The following is a 14880-nucleotide window of genomic DNA, read 5'->3' as shown; positions in this document are numbered from 1 at the left end:
CGCTTGTCGATGCGCATCAGTCGCTGCATATCGGGACTATGGCCCATTCAACGCTCAAGAACATCGCCCTGCTCATCGATGCGGACAATACAACCCCGGAAGGGATCGACCCGGTGCTGACCGTGATGGCCGAACTGGGGCAGGTCAATATTCGCCGTGCCTATGGCAATTTTGCCAAGGATAACCTGTCCCGCTGGGGTGAAATCAGCAACAAGTACGGCATCCGCCCACAACAGCAGTTTGACGTGTCCAAGGGCAAAAATGCGACCGATATGGCGATGACGATCGATGCGATCGACCTGCTTTATCAGGGCAAGGTTGACGGGTTCGGGCTCATGACCTCTGACAGCGATTTTACCCCGCTGGTCACGCGGCTGCGGCAGGACGGAATTATCGTTTACGGCTTTGGCGAGGAAAAGACGCCGCTGGCATTCAAATCGGTTTGCACCCGCTTCATCGAAATCAAGCAGTTGATCGCCAGCTACGCCGCTGACAAGCCGGGGGCAAAGGCTGACACCGCAGCCCGCGCTGCCGCGGACAGCAGTAGCGCTGTCGATGACGAATTGCTTGAGCTTATTACCGCTGCCTATTCCGAAGCCAAACGCGATGACGAAGGCTATGCCCTGCTGCAACAGGTGGGGCAGATCGCTGGAAACCGCTCCAGCTTCGATGTGCGCAATTACGGGTTCAAACGATTGTCCGACCTGTTTGCCTCGCTCGGCAATTTCAAGCTTGAACGGCGGGCCGACGGGCAGGTTTACGTCAAACGGCTGCGCTGATCGCCTGCGCCTGCCGCTGCATACGAAAAGAGCGCCGGATTCGTCATCCAGCGCTCGGTTCAAGGTCAGGGACTGTTACCTGAGTGGTCAGCTGACCGTGGCCGGGGTCTCTGTTGCCAAGCTGCCTTCGGTCGCAACGTCTTGAGGCGCGGCGGAATCTTTCAACAGCTGCGCCGCATAGGATCCCCACAGTCTGGCAACAGGAATGCGCACGCCTTCCACCTTGGCAAGATTTTGGCTGGCCGCAGCCGCATCACCCATCGCAATCTGGGCAATGCCGAGCCGCGTCAGTGCGAGATTGCGGTCAACGCCGGGGAGCGAAAGGCTCTTTTCATAAAACCGCACCGCCTTGGCATATTCACCATAGTTCAGGAACGCATCGCCCGCTGCCAACACCGTCCGCATCTGCGCCGACGCCGCGCCAGCATCACGTTCGAGCGCCGGCAGATCGGCCCGATCAGCGGCAATGCGTCCGGATGCGATCCGGTACTGTTCATCAACAAAGCTATCCGAACCCTTGGGGATGATGCCGCTTGAATAAGCGCTATCGATCAGTTCCTTGACCTCCAGCGGCAGGCGACGGGAATCAGCGGCTTCGATGTAATAAATGTAATCGCTCTTTTCCGTGAGCGTGCCCACCTTCTTACCAAGCCGCAGCAGGTCAAGCAGCACTTGCGGATCAAAATCGTTGAGATTGCGCGTGAGGTTCACCCCGTCGCGCCAGTTTTCCGGAGTTGGATAATCGCCCACCCAATCCGAAACGAAATCATAAACCTGCGGCACGATTTCGTTGGTGTAAGCGATCGCTACCCCGCGCTTGTACCACCGTTCATCGACAGGCAGGGCCTGTTCCTTGCGCTGGGCAATCGCCGAACTGAGATAGGCCAGTCCTTCGGAATAAAGATCATCGCTGAAATAGGTTTCAGCCATGTTCATCTGCAAATCAGCCATGCTGACGTTTGCACTGGTATAGTTGAGATCAATGGCACGCTGCAGATAGGTGCGCGCTTTTTCGTGCTGGTTCAGATTGGAAGCAATCTGAAACGCGACCAGATTAAAGCGGCCCTGTTCAGCGGGCTGGATATTGTCGCTATCAAGCATCATTTCCACGCCCTGCAACTGCATCGGCAGATCCTTGCCGAGAATCGCAGCGTTGAAGATCATTCCACCCAGCGCCTGCTTTTCATCGGACGACACTGCCAGCGGCACCATCGCAAGGATCTGCGGTTTAAGCGCGGCAAAATCCGCTCCTTCTGCCTTGATCGCGGCGTCAATAGGCTGATAAGCAGCGACGAATTCCTTGGAATAGGCCGCCTTCGCTTCCTCTTTCTTGTCATCCTTCTTTTTCTTCTGCGCATGGGCCGCGTCGGTGAAGCCCGGCACAGCCAATAACGCGGTGCCGCTGGCAAGTGCGAGTGCGAGCGCAAATTGCCGGGCAAAGCCAAGGGAACGACGGTGGGGCGAAAACAAAGTGGTCACAGCATCCTCCAATTGTAGGGCAGCATTGCACCGATTTGGCCAGGGTGCCGCCTGAATCTCCTAGGCAGCCTTTGGACGGCTCACGCCAGATTTGCAATTCCCGCTAGGCAGTCCGTGCTGAACGGCCTTTGAATGGTGGTATGTGCTCCCGTTCAGCCGCTTGCAAATGTGGAAAAATGCACGCTGTTCGCGCTGTGTTCGTCTCCGAAGGTGGCGAAAGCGCGGGCGCAGGCCTAGATAGAGACTATTGCATGGCCCCTCGCGGTCATTGCCGCCACAGCGGCTCCCTAATACGTCCAGAAGAACACCAACAGAAACGGCACCACCCTTGAGCGACGACAGTGAAATCCTCGATTCCCCCGTTCCTTCCCCGATGGGGGGGTTTGAACGCATCGATATCGTCGATGAAATGAAATCGAGCTATCTCGATTACGCGATGAGCGTGATCGTCAGCCGCGCGCTGCCCGATGTGCGCGACGGGTTGAAGCCGGTGCACCGCCGCATCCTGTTCGCCAGCCAGGAAGGCGGCTTCGTCGCGGGCAAACCTTACCGCAAGAGCGCCAAGATCGTTGGCGACGTGATGGGCAATTACCACCCGCACGGCGATAGCGCGATTTACGATGCGCTCGCCCGGATGACGCAGCCGTGGTCGATGCGGGTGCCCTTGATCGACGGGCAGGGCAATTTCGGTTCGATGGACCCCGATCCGCCAGCGTCAATGCGCTATACCGAGGCACGGCTGGCGCGGGTGGCGAACAGCCTGCTTGATGATCTCGACAAGGATACCGTCGATTTTGTCGAAAACTACGACGGCAGCCGCAAGGAGCCGAGCGTTCTGCCGGCGCGTTTCCCCAATCTGCTGGTCAACGGCGCGGGCGGGATCGCGGTTGGCATGGCAACCAATGTGCCGCCACACAACCTTGGCGAAGTGATCGATGCCTGCTTTGCCTATATGGACAATCCGGCGATCACGTCCGAAGAACTGATCGCCTATATCCCCGGCCCCGATTTTCCCACTGCGCCGCTGATCCTCGGCACCCACGGCGCACGCTCGGCCTATACCACCGGGCGCGGGTCGATCCTGATGCGCTGTCGCCACGAGATTGAAACCGGGCGCAATGACCGGCAGAGCATCGTCTTCACCTCAATCCCGTTTCAGGTCGGCAAGAACAACCTTGTCGAGAAAATTGCTGAGGCGGCCAAGGACAAGCGGATCGAAGGGGTTGTCGATATCCGCGACGAATCCTCGCGCGAAGGCGTGCGGGTGGTGGTCGACCTCAAACGTGATGCAACGCCCGATGTGGTGCTCAACCAGATCTGGCGGCACACGCCCGCGCAATCATCCTTCCCCGCCAATATGCTGGCCATCCGCGGGGGGCGGCCCGAAACGCTGATGTTGCGCGATTTTATCGCGGCTTTCATCACCTTCCGCGAGGAAGTGATCACCCGGCGCACCAAGTATGAACTCGCCAAGGCGCGTGAGCGGGCGCATCTGTTGCTGGGTCTGGTGGTCGCGGTTTCCAACCTTGACGAAGTGGTGGCGATGATCCGCAGCGCGCCCAACCCCGCCGCAGCGCGCGCGCGCTTGCTGGCGAAGGAATGGCCGATTGGCGATATTGCGCAATATATCCGGCTGGTCGAAGCGATTGAGCCTGACGCCGATCAGGCAGGCGGCACCTATTGCCTGTCCGAACGGCAGGTGAAGGCGATCCTCGAACTGCGCCTGCACCGCCTGACCGCGCTGGGCCGCGACGAAATCGGTGATGAATTGAAGGGCCTGGCGCTGTCGATCGAGGGATATCTTGCGATCCTTGGCGACCGGGTCAAACTTTACGCCGTGATGCGCGAAGAACTGGCGGAAATCCGCGCTACCTACGCCACCCCGCGCCTGTCGGAAATCGCCCCCGCTTGGGATGGTCTGGAAGACGAAGACCTGATCGAGCGTGAGGAGATGGTCGTCACCGTCACGCATGATGGCTATATCAAACGCACCACGCTCAACACTTTCCGGGCGCAGGCGCGCGGCGGCAAGGGCCGCAGCGGCATGGCGACCAAGGATGAAGACGCGGTGGTCGAACTGTTCGTCACCAGCACCCACAACCCCGTTCTGTTTTTCACCAATACCGGGCGCGTGTACCGCATGAAGGTATGGAAGCTGCCTGAAGGCGGGCCGCAGACCAAGGGCCGCCCGATGGTCAACCTGCTCCCCTTGGGCGAGGACGAGCGTGTCACCAACGTTCTGCCGCTGCCGGAGGATGAGGCATCATGGGCCAATCTCAACATCGTGTTCGCGACCGAGCGCGGCATGGTGCGGCGCAATTCGATGGACGCCTTCACCAATGTGCCGACCGCGGGCAAATACGCGATGGGCTTTGTCGAAGGATCGGGTGATCGGCTGATCGGGGTGCAATTGCTCACCGAAGACCAGCAGATTTTCCTCGCCAGTGATAGCGGCAAGGCGATCCGTTTTTCCGCCACCGATGCGCGCGAAACCAAAAGCCGCACCGGTATCGGCGTGCGCGGCATGGCCTTGAAAGGCGGCGCCAAGGTGGTGAGCATGGCGGTGCTCGATCCGCTGACCGCCGATATGGAGACGCGCGAGGCCTATTTGCGCGCCGCCGCGTGGAAAAACAACGATGCGGTCCCCACCCTGCCTGCCGAGCAAATGGCGGCAATGGCGGATGGGGAAGAGTTCATTCTCACCCTCACGGCCAATGGTTATGGCAAGATTTCCTCGGCCTACGAATATCGCACCACGTCGCGCGGCGGCCAGGGGATCACCAATATCGGCACGCCTGACAGCAATCCGGAACGCAACGGCCCGGTGGTGGCGAGTTTCCCGGTGCGCCACGGTTCGCAGCTGATGCTAGTCACTGATCAGGCCAAACTGATCCGGCTGGGGATTGATCTGCGCCATCTGGTCGAAGACGGGTTTGAAAACCTCAAAGGCTTTTCGATCAGCGGGCGCAGTTCGTCAGGCGTCCGCATTTTTGACGTGGCCAAGGGTGAACATATCGTTGGCGCTGCGTTGATTGATGAGAGCGCAGAACCGGAAAACCCCGCAGAGGAAGCCATCGCCGCCGAAATGTCGAGCGAGAGTGAGCCGCCCGCAACCTGACGGGCTTCTCGCCGCGCAGGCCCACCATGCGAACAGCCCGTGCTTTTATCTTACGGGCTGTTCACCGCGCAGGCATTGCACGATCCCGGTCGCGATCATCACCTGCCCGGCGTAATAGGTCGGCCAGATCAGCAGATCGGGCAACACGCCCAGATCGAACTGGCCCAGTCGCGAAAAAATCAGCCAGTTGCTGATCACAAACAGCACTGCGCCCATCCCGACCCGGTAGCGCGGGAAACGGCTGCTCCACGCCGCCGCCGCCATTACGCCCAGAAAGGCCGCATAAATCGCGACATTCACCTGCCCGCTGAGGAAATAGCTCACCAAAGGGGTGGCGATCAGCAAGACCAGCCCCAGCATCCGCTGGCTTGGCGAAGGGCGCGCTCGCAGGTTGCGCAGGTAAAGCGCCACAGCGACGCCATGGGAAGCGGCAAAGAACGCGCCGCCCGCGATCAGATCAAGTTCGATCGCCATGTCGCCCGCCGCCGCCAGCACCAACGCCAGCACCAGCAATCCGCCATCAAGACCGCGTCGGTCATGCGGCATCCGCATAAATACATAGATCGCAAGCAGGCCAGCCGCCGCGCCTTTGACAAGGAGCCCCCACGTCCCCTCACCCACCGGATTATCGCGCAGGAAATAGAACGCAGTCGCCGCCGCGATGCTCGCCAACAGCCACGGCCTCTGTTCGATCAATGCCCGTTTCGCCATTCTCGCCCTTCCCCTGTCCCGATCCTGCCGGCCCGATCCTGCCGGCCCAATCCTGTCGGTTTGACTTGCAGGCGCGCTATCACGCAATTACCTGCGCTGCCATGAGCGCGATACCAGCAAATCACGATGTGCACATTATCGGCGGCGGGCTCGCGGGAAGCGAGGCGGCGTGGCAGCTGGCGCAGCGCGGGTTTAAGGTGCGCCTTTCAGAGATGCGCGGCAGCGGCACGATGACCCCGGCGCACCAGACCGATGGCCTGGCCGAAATGGTGTGTTCCAATTCGTTCCGCTCGGACGATGATGAAAAGAACGCGGTTGGCCTGCTGCACCATGAAATGCGCGCGCTGGACAGCCTGATCATGCGCGCCGGCCATATCGCGCGGGTGCCTGCGGGCAGTGCAATGGCAGTGGATCGCGATGTGTTCTCGGCCGAGGTTGAAAAAGCCCTGCAAGAACACCCCAATGTCACCATCCTGCGTGAGCGGGTGGATGCCCTACCCGCCAGCGGCCTTACCATCGTCGCCACCGGGCCGTTGACGGCCGAGGCGCTTGCCGCGAGCATCGTGCAGGCGACGGGCAGCGAACGGCTGGCCTTTTTCGACGCCATCGCCCCGATCATCCACCACGATAGCATCGACATGAGCAAATGCTGGATCCAGTCGCGCTGGAACAAACGCACCGATGCATCGAACGAAGGCGGCGATTACATCAACTGCCCGATGTCGCAGGAACAATACCTCGCCTTCCATCGGGGGTTGATCGAAGGCGAGAAGACCGAGTTCAAGCAGTGGGAAAAGGACACGCCCTATTTCGATGGCTGCATGCCGATCGAGGTGATGGCGATGCGCGGGGTGGAAACGCTGCGCTATGGCCCGATGAAGGGTGTGGGGCTGGATAACCCGTTCGATACTACCCCGGAATTTCCGCAGGGGCGCTGGCCCTATGCGGTGGTGCAGCTGCGGCAGGACAACAAGCTGGGCACGCTGTGGAACATGGTGGGTTTTCAGACCAAGCTGAAATATGCCGCTCAGATTGAGCTGTTCCGCACCATTCCGGGGCTGGAAAACGCCGAATTTGCACGGCTGGGCGGTTTGCACCGCAACACCTTCCTCAATTCGCCGCAGGTGCTCGACCGCCAACTGCGACTGCGCGCCGCGCCGCACATCCGCTTTGCCGGGCAGGTCACGGGCTGCGAAGGCTATGTAGAAAGCGCGGCCATCGGGCTGGTTGCAGGGATGATGGCCGCGGCTGAACTGGCCGGGCGCAATTGGCAGCCGCTGCCTGCGACCACCGCGATGGGCGCGCTGCTCAGCCACATCACAGGCGATGCCGAGGCGAGCACGTTTCAGCCGATGAACGTCAATTTCGGGCTGTTCCTGCCGCTCCACGATGTCGGCAAGAAAGTGCGCAAGGAAGCCTATACTAACCGCGCCAAGGCCGATCTGGCACGCTGGATTGCCCAGCAGCAGGAGCGAATCCCCGCGTAGGCGGGGATCTCCGGCAAAATCGCACAACCGCCCGAGGTCCCCGCCAGCGCGGGGATTCGCAAACGCTGAAGAATCAACACTTGCAGGCGGGCTTCTTTGCCGCCGGTTTGGGCGCGGTGGTGGCAAATTCGCGCGGGGTGAGCCGCCCGTTGCCATCGGCGTCGGCGCCTTCAAAACGGTTTACGGTCGTCACCGCCCATTCCTCAAAGGTCAGCAGGTTGTTGCCATCGACATCCAGTGCGCGGAACGCATCTGACCGGGTCGAAAGCATCTCGTTGCGGGTGATCAGCCGGTCGCGGTTGCGGTCGTAACGGAAGAACCGCTGCTCCTCGCGCGTGAGTTCGCTGGGTTCGGGCGGCGTAGGGCCTTCCATTGCGCCCGGATCGGTGATCGGCAGGCTTTCAGGGCCGGGCGCAGGTGCTTCGGGCGACGGCGGCGGCGGGGCGTTGGCTTCTACTGCCGCACGGCCCTGCCACCAGAATACCCCCACCCCGGCAAGGGCAAGCCCCGCAAACACTCCGACAACGGCTTCGCGCAACGATCTGCCCCTTGTTGCTGATTTACTACGGTATTATACGTAGTCAGCGCAGAAAGATAGCCGCCCGCAAAGCCGCCAGCGACGCGCCCCGCCCTTCCATCAGCGGCCGCCCGCCACGCCGCAGTGCCCGCAGCGCCAGCGCATCGAGCACAGCAAGGCCGCGCAGTTCGCGGGGTAAGCGCCCGCCTTCTCCGGCCCGCGCCAGACCAGCTTCGATCAGCAATGCCCGTTCTGAGCCGTCAGACACACCCGCGGCCGCATCCGCAATCGCCCAGCGGGATGCCGCCGCCGCAACGCTATCATGGTCAACGCGACTGCGATCATCGTGCAAGGCATTGAAAAACGCCGCACGCTGCGTCCCAAACGCCTCGACTTCCAACGGGCCAAGCTGCTCGGCAGTCACCAGCACTTCCCAGCCATCGACCATCGCGATCAACGCCGCCTCACGCCCGGCCCAATGCTCCGCAATCGCATCCAGCACGGCATCCCCGCGCGGTCGCTCTGACGGCGGCTTGGCCAGCGCCTCGCGCCACCAGGCGAGCCGCATCTGCCCCAACATCGGTTCGGTCGTGTGGGCAACAATCCGGGCAAGTCGCCGATCAAGCTGAAAGGCTGTGGTTAACGGCCCGCGAAGCTTTGCCGGGCTCCACGCCAGCGCCAAATCTGCCTCAGGCGGGATAGGATCAAGGCGGTCGTCAGTCATCTCCTGTGCGCCTAGCCGCCCCCTTTCGCCAGTGGCAAGCAAACTGTCTCTTTGCGGGACGCCAAGGCAAACAGAAAAGCCGGAAAGCGCCATTAACACCCTGCTAACCATGCTCTTTCGCAATCCGCTTACCGTGGTGCCTTATGGCGATGCAATGTTTCTGGAGATCCCGGGCCGCTCTGGCACGGAATGCCACGGAAAGGACATGTGCGATGGGGCGGAAAAGTAGGGTTGCACGCCCTTTATTCGATTTTTCTGGCACCTGCCAAGCCAGCGAAGATCAGCATGTCCCACGCATTACAGGAGGCTCAAGGATGACGTTTCTAGGAAACCTGGTTTCGAAACTGAAGGCTTGCACGAGTGGCAACGCCTTGATCATCGTGGCGACGGGGCTTCCGGCGTTGATCGGTGGTGCCGGCTTGGCGGTTGACACCGCGCAATGGTACATGTGGAAACGCGAACTGCAGCACGCGGTTGATCAGGCCGCCTATTCGGGTGCCTGGGCCCTGTCCAATCCTGACAGCGCCGGCAATTACGCCGTTCGCGCAGAGCAGGAATATGATGGCAACCTTGGCGTTGTCAGAGACTTTGCGTCCGACCCCACAATCCTGCGTGCCGATTTTGCCGGTGGATCGCAGAACAGCGTCGTCGTCGCAGCGAGCGCCACGCGCCTCCTGCCATTCTCGAGCTTTCTTACAGGCAGTGCCGCAACGGTAAGCGTTCGCGCTCAGGCGATCTTTCAGGCCGGCATGTCCTTCAACGCCTGCCTGATTTCACTTCGCGAAGATGGCACTGGCACAGACATCGGCGGGAATGCGACCATCCGCGCACGCTGCGGCTTGGCCGCGCTTTCTTGCGACGATGACGCGGTGGTGATCGATGGGTCGGCTAACGTCGAGACCGACTCAATCGCGGCTTGCGGGACAGTAAATTCGACCGACCCAGACCACCAAGGGATTATCGCCGAAAACGTGCGGGGGCTAAGCGATGCCTATGCTGATATCGAGCCGCCCACCAACGACACGCCGCGCTCATATAACTGCACCGGAAAGGGTCAGAACCAGCAGGCATCGCTGCTGCCGGGCACCTATCGCGGCCTGCGCATAACATGCAACACGACCTTTGCCCGCGGGATCTACGTGATCGACGGGGGAGAGCTTGATCTTACCCACAATGCGTCGGTTACGGGCAGCGGGGTAATGTTCGTGTTGAAGAACGGTGCCACGTTGAAACTTGGCGGCATGGGTAATGCCAACGCCATCAGCCTGTCACCGATGACCGCCGCCGATTTCGTGGGCACTCCCTACGCATCGCGAGCAGACGAACTCGCTGGTTTCCTGGTGTTCGAACACCGCGACAACAACGCCTCGGGAGAGCACATCTTCAACGGCAATTCCAATTCGCTGATCGAAGGGCTGATCTATCTTCCCGATGGCGATCTTCGGGTAAACGGCACCGCGAACGTGGCTGCGCAGTGCCTCCAGATATCCGCCTACACCATCAAAATCCTCGGTAATGCGTTCCTCGAAACGCTTTGCCCGATTGATGATGCCACCAATGCTGGCACGGCATTGCCGCTCGTACGGATGGTGGCTTGATCATGGCCGGGCTGTTCCAACGCATCGTCAGGGATCGGCGCGGGTCTTTCGCGATCGAGACCGCCTTTGTCGCCCCCGTGTTGATCCTGATGACGCTCGGCATTGCCGAGACCGGAACCATCGTCGCACGCCAGCACGAATTGCAAAGTGTCGCCAATGAAAGCGAGATCATCATCCTTGCAACAAACCAGGGTGCAACGACCAATGTCGAAACGATCAAGGAGATCGTGCAGGAATCGGTCAATCTGTCGGCCGAAGATGTTACCATGACCCAGCTTTACCGCTGCGGTGTTGAAGACGCCCTCGTTGCCAATGCAACCATGTGCGATTCTGACGACGTCGTGTCGTCTTACATCCTTGTTAATATTACCGAAGAGTACCAACCGACCTGGACCTATATGGGAATCGGGTCACCGATTACCTTCTCGGTCGAACGCAGGGTGCAGGTGTCATGATGATGCGTATGTCAGGTAAACCCGCAAGCTCGGTGGCCCACCGTCTTATTCGCTCGCAAAGCGGCGCAGCGATTATTGAATTTGCGCTGTTGGGGCCGCTATTCCTCATGATGCTGATCGGGGTGCTGCAGGTCGGGATATATTTGCAGAATTACAACGCGGTGCAGTCGCTTGCATCGGATTCGGCTCGGCATGTGATGGTCGAATCGCAAAAGCAGAACATCCTGAGCGACGAACAGATCCGCTCTGTATTGCTCGGGATGTCGACCAATTCGCCCTATCTGCTCGACTCTGACCGGCTCGAAATTCTCATCGACCGGTCAGACGTAAGCCGCGTTACCGGCGCGACCGAGATCGATATGGAACTGCGTTACCAGCTGACCGATTTCATACCGGGGGTGGAGCTGCCGCTGAGCGTGATCACTTATTCCCGCTCGGTCTGGGTGGTCGACGAAGCATAAGCCACCACCGGGATCAAACCCCGGCGGCGCACCGGCTTTCAATAATCCGTTCACTTAAATGTAGCACACCTTGCGGGCTGCCTCGGCAATGCGGGCCGCATCGATTAGCGCCAACTTTTCAAGGTTGGCGGCATACGGTAGCGGCACGTCTTCGTTGCACACCCTGAGCACCGGTGCATCGAGGTGGTCGAACCCTTCCTCCATGCAGATCGAAATCACCTCGCTGGCGATCGAACAGGTCGGCCAGCCTTCCTCGGCGATGATCAACCGGTTGGTCTTGGCAAGGCTGGTGAGCACCGCCTGCTTGTCGAGCGGACGTAGCGTGCGAAGGTCGATCACCTCAGCATCAATGCCTTCACCCGCCAGTGTCTGCGCCGCTTCGAGCGCCATGCCGACCCCGATCGAATAGCTGACGATGGTGACGTCCTTGCCTTCACGAATGATCCGCGCCTTGCCAATCGGCAGCACGTAATCATCCATATCCGGCACATCGAAGCTGCGGCCATAGACCAGCTCGTTTTCGAGGAACACGACCGGGTCTTCACACCGGATCGCGGCCTTCATCAGCCCCTTGGCGTCGGCGGCATCAAAGGGCGCGATGACGATCAGGCCGGGGACGCTGGCATACCACGGGCCATAATTCTGGCTGTGCTGCGCGCCGACGCGGCTGGCAGCACCGTTGGGGCCGCGAAACACGATCGGACAGCGCATCTGGCCACCCGACATATAATTGGTCTTGGCGGCAGAATTGATAATATGATCAATCGCCTGCATGGCGAAGTTAAAAGTCATGAATTCGACAATCGGGCGCAATCCGCCCATCGCCGCGCCGGTGCCGATCCCGGCAAAGCCATATTCGGTGATCGGCGTGTCGATCACCCGCTTCGGCCCGAATTCGGCGAGCAAGCCTTGCGTGACCTTGTATGCGCCCTGATATTCGGCGACTTCCTCACCCATCACGAACACGCGGGGATCGCTGCGCATTTCTTCGGCCATCGCATCGCGCAATGCCTCACGCACCGTGGTGCTGATGAAGCTGGTGCCTTCCGGGATGGCAGGGTCTTTGGCAGCGGTTGCGGGTGCCGGTGCGGGCTTTTCAGCCTTGGGAGCAGGCGCGGGTGCAGGCGTGTCCGATTTTGCAGGAGCGGGCGCTGGAGAGGCCTCCTCCCCTTCCACCTCGATCAGCGCAATCACCGTGCCGACCGCGACATCCTCGGTGCCCGCCGCGATCATGATCTTCGACAACACACCTTCGTCGATGGCTTCAAACTCCATCGTTGCCTTGTCGGTTTCGATCTCGGCAATAATGTCGCCCGGTTCGATCCGGTCGCCTTCGGCCTTGAGCCATTTGGCGAGCGTGCCCTGCTCCATCGTCGGCGACAGGGCCGGCATTTTCAGTTCAATCGCCATGGCTCAATACTCCTCCACCAGCACATCGGTGTAAAGTTCACCCGGTGTCGGTTCTGGCGAATTCTCGGCGAAATCTGCCGCGCCAGCGACTTCCGCGCGGATCGCCTTGTCGATTGCTTTCAATTCATCCTCGGTTTTGCCGCCCTCGATCAGGGTTTTCTTCAAGCCCTCGATCGGATCGTGGTGGTCGCGCTGTTCCTGCACTTCCTCGCGGGTGCGGTACTTGGCCGGGTCGGACATCGAATGCCCGCGATAACGATAGGTGTTGCATTCCATCAGCACCGGGCCGTTGCCAGCGCGCACGTGGGCGAAGGCGACTTCGGCAGCGGCGCGCACTTCGAGCACGTCCATGCCGTTCACCTCCATCCCCGGAATGCGGAACGCAGTGCCGCGGCGAGAAAAACGGGTTTCCGCCGATGACCGCTTGCTGGCGGTGCCCATCGCATATTGGTTGTCCTCAACCACAAACACGATCGGCAGCTTCCACAAGGCCGCCATGTTGAAGGTTTCGTAAACCTGCCCCTGATTGGCCGCACCATCGCCAAAATAGGCAAGGCAGATGCCGCCATCTTCGTTGTATTGATGCGCCAGTGCGAGACCCCCGCCCAGCGCCACCTGCGCGCCGACGATGCCGTGCCCGCCGTAAAACTTATGCTCGGTGCTGAACATATGCATCGAGCCGCCCTTGCCCTTGGAAATCCCGGCTTCGCGCCCGGTCAGTTCCGCCATGATCACCTTGGGATCGATCCCGTAGGCGAGCATATGGCCGTGATCGCGGTAGCCGGTGATCACGCTGTCGCGATCATTATCGAGCGCCGATTGCAGCCCGATCGCGACCGCTTCCTGCCCGATATAGAGATGGCAGAATCCGCCGATCAGCCCGAGTCCGTAAAGCTGCCCCGCCTTCTCCTCAAACCGCCGGATCAGCAGCATCTGGCGGTAGAATTCCATCATCTCCGCATCGCTCGCCGCGTAGCGTTTCTTCGCTTCGAACGCGTCTTGCAACGAATGGAGCATGAATTCGGTGTCGTCCGCCGCGCGGGCGGTCTTTTTTGCCGCTGAGGACGGCTTTGCAGGCTGCTTGGCCAAGATCGGGTTCCTCTCTGTGGCGCACTCATGGGGAGGAGAAGCGCATCACCTCGCTATAGGCGGGGAAATATGCAGGGCGCAACGCCAAGCCGTAGCGGAAGTGCCCAGCGCATACGAAATCAGCGGATTGCGGGGCGGGTTGAGCTACTCGTCTTCGAGCGTGATAACGATTTCGTCCTCACGCATCACGCCCAATTGTTCGCGCACCAACTCGCTCGCCAGATCAGGATCAGCCGCTTCGGGATCGAGTAGCATTACCCGGTTGCGCATGGCATCACGCTGTGCAGTGAGGTCAGCAATTTGTGCTTCACGTTGATCGAGCGCGGACACGTTCTCGCTCCAGGCGAGCAGCCCGGTCGGGCCAGCCACAGCAAAGCCCGTCAGCAGCACCAGCGCTATCAGCGCCGCTGCCTGTTTCAGTCTTTCGCCGGATCCGACGTTACGCATTACTGGCTCGTTCCCCCTTGCCGCTTTGCCCACAGAATCACACTTGCCGCTCCGCTGCAAGAACATTGCGCTGCCATGAGCACAAATCCATGCAAATTGGCCCGATTTCAGTAAGAGCGCGGCAGGCCGAGCACATGTTCGGCAAGATAGGACAGGATGAGGTTGGTAGAGATCGGAGCGACGGTATAAAGCCGCGCCTCGCGGAACTTGCGTTCGACGTCATATTCCTCGGCAAAACCGAACCCGCCGAAGGTCTGCACACACATGTCGGCTGCGGCCCAGCTGGCTTCGGAGGCAAGCAGTTTGGCCATGTTGGCTTCCGCACCGGGATTACCGCCCTCATCATAGGTCTGCGCAGCGTGGTGCACCATCAGTTCCGCCGCGCGCATCTGCGCATAGCAGCGCGCGATCGGGAACTGCACGCCCTGATTCTGGCCGATGGGCCGCGCGAACACGCTGCGGTCTTTGGCGTAGGCGGTGGCTTTTTCGATGAACCATTTGGCATCGCCAATGCATTCCGCCGCGATCAGGATGCGTTCGGCGTTCATGCCTGACAGGATGTAGCGGAACCCCTTCCCCTCTTCGCCCACCAAGGCCGATGCGGG

The 14880-nt window shown here is 60.5% G+C and carries 14 protein-coding genes; 6 read left to right on the top strand and 8 right to left on the bottom strand.

The window, feature by feature from the left end; all coding sequences use genetic code 11:
• Nucleotides 1-38 precede the first annotated feature (38 nt).
• The gene (locus ACSSV3_RS12455) at nt 39-779 is read left to right on the top strand and encodes an NYN domain-containing protein (RefSeq protein WP_354326321.1); all 741 of its coding nucleotides are present in this window, start codon (nt 39-41) and stop codon (nt 777-779) included.
• An 87-nt stretch (nt 780-866) separates the two neighbouring features.
• Here ACSSV3_RS12455 and ACSSV3_RS12450 read toward each other — a convergent pair whose 3' ends face one another.
• Nucleotides 867-2258 (bottom strand): hypothetical protein, encoded by a 1392-nt coding sequence (locus tag ACSSV3_RS12450; protein WP_354326319.1) that lies wholly within the window; start codon nt 2256-2258, stop codon nt 867-869.
• Between the two features lie 328 nt (nt 2259-2586).
• On the opposite strand from ACSSV3_RS12450, the gene gyrA reads away from it, so the two are divergent.
• Nucleotides 2587-5376 (top strand): DNA gyrase subunit A, encoded by a 2790-nt coding sequence (gyrA, locus tag ACSSV3_RS12445; protein WP_354326318.1) that lies wholly within the window; start codon nt 2587-2589, stop codon nt 5374-5376.
• A gap of 45 nt (nt 5377-5421) precedes the next feature.
• On the opposite strand, the gene ACSSV3_RS12440 is transcribed toward gyrA, so the two are convergent.
• Nucleotides 5422-6087, bottom strand: coding sequence for a lysoplasmalogenase family protein (locus ACSSV3_RS12440; protein ID WP_354326316.1), 666 nt, complete (start codon nt 6085-6087; stop codon nt 5422-5424).
• A 101-nt stretch (nt 6088-6188) separates the two neighbouring features.
• Between ACSSV3_RS12440 and trmFO the strand changes: the two genes are divergently transcribed.
• Nucleotides 6189-7574: a methylenetetrahydrofolate--tRNA-(uracil(54)-C(5))-methyltransferase (FADH(2)-oxidizing) TrmFO gene (gene trmFO, locus ACSSV3_RS12435; RefSeq protein WP_354326314.1), complete on the top strand. Its 1386-nt coding sequence runs from the start codon at nt 6189-6191 to the stop codon at nt 7572-7574.
• 73 nt (nt 7575-7647) lie between these two features.
• On the opposite strand, the gene ACSSV3_RS12430 is transcribed toward trmFO, so the two are convergent.
• Together ACSSV3_RS12430 and ACSSV3_RS12425 are read right to left on the bottom strand one after the other, a co-directional pair.
• Nucleotides 7648-8112 (bottom strand): EF-hand domain-containing protein, encoded by a 465-nt coding sequence (locus tag ACSSV3_RS12430; protein ID WP_354326312.1) that lies wholly within the window; start codon nt 8110-8112, stop codon nt 7648-7650.
• 43 nt (nt 8113-8155) lie between these two features.
• On the bottom strand, nt 8156-8815 hold the full coding sequence (locus ACSSV3_RS12425; protein ID WP_354326310.1) for a squalene/phytoene synthase family protein: 660 nt from the start codon (nt 8813-8815) through the stop codon (nt 8156-8158).
• A 371-nt stretch (nt 8816-9186) separates the two neighbouring features.
• Between ACSSV3_RS12425 and ACSSV3_RS12420 the strand changes: the two genes are divergently transcribed.
• Genes ACSSV3_RS12420 through ACSSV3_RS12410 form a run of 3 tightly spaced genes read left to right on the top strand, consistent with a single transcriptional unit; the run spans nt 9187 to nt 11329 of the window.
• The gene (locus tag ACSSV3_RS12420; RefSeq protein ID WP_354326308.1) at nt 9187-10413 is read left to right on the top strand and encodes a Tad domain-containing protein; all 1227 of its coding nucleotides are present in this window, start codon (nt 9187-9189) and stop codon (nt 10411-10413) included.
• A 2-nt stretch (nt 10414-10415) separates the two neighbouring features.
• Nucleotides 10416-10868: a TadE/TadG family type IV pilus assembly protein gene (locus ACSSV3_RS12415; RefSeq protein ID WP_354326307.1), complete on the top strand. Its 453-nt coding sequence runs from the start codon at nt 10416-10418 to the stop codon at nt 10866-10868.
• Nucleotides 10865-11329 (top strand): TadE/TadG family type IV pilus assembly protein, encoded by a 465-nt coding sequence (locus ACSSV3_RS12410; RefSeq protein ID WP_354326305.1) that lies wholly within the window; start codon nt 10865-10867, stop codon nt 11327-11329. The genes ACSSV3_RS12415 and ACSSV3_RS12410 overlap by 4 nt, the downstream gene beginning before the upstream one ends.
• A gap of 54 nt (nt 11330-11383) precedes the next feature.
• On the opposite strand, the gene ACSSV3_RS12405 is transcribed toward ACSSV3_RS12410, so the two are convergent.
• The 4 genes from ACSSV3_RS12405 to ACSSV3_RS12390 all read right to left on the bottom strand — a co-directional run.
• Nucleotides 11384-12739, bottom strand: a complete 1356-nt coding sequence (locus ACSSV3_RS12405; protein WP_354326303.1) for a pyruvate dehydrogenase complex E1 component subunit beta — start codon at nt 12737-12739, stop codon at nt 11384-11386.
• Nucleotides 12740-12742: 3 nt separating this feature from the next.
• Nucleotides 12743-13828 carry a pyruvate dehydrogenase (acetyl-transferring) E1 component subunit alpha gene (pdhA, locus tag ACSSV3_RS12400; RefSeq protein ID WP_354326302.1) on the bottom strand — a complete coding sequence of 362 codons (1086 nt, stop codon included), beginning with the start codon at nt 13826-13828 and terminating at the stop codon, nt 12743-12745.
• A gap of 144 nt (nt 13829-13972) precedes the next feature.
• Nucleotides 13973-14275 carry an FtsB family cell division protein gene (locus tag ACSSV3_RS12395; protein ID WP_354326301.1) on the bottom strand — a complete coding sequence of 101 codons (303 nt, stop codon included), beginning with the start codon at nt 14273-14275 and terminating at the stop codon, nt 13973-13975.
• A 107-nt stretch (nt 14276-14382) separates the two neighbouring features.
• The coding region (locus ACSSV3_RS12390) for an acyl-CoA dehydrogenase family protein (RefSeq protein WP_354326300.1) at nt 14383-14880 on the bottom strand (498 nt) is incomplete at its 5' end.

It is taken from the genome of Porphyrobacter sp. MBR-49 (assembly GCF_053628655.1).
Note: the sequence above shows the minus strand (reverse complement) of the source record. Positions and strands in the feature narration are given on the sequence as shown.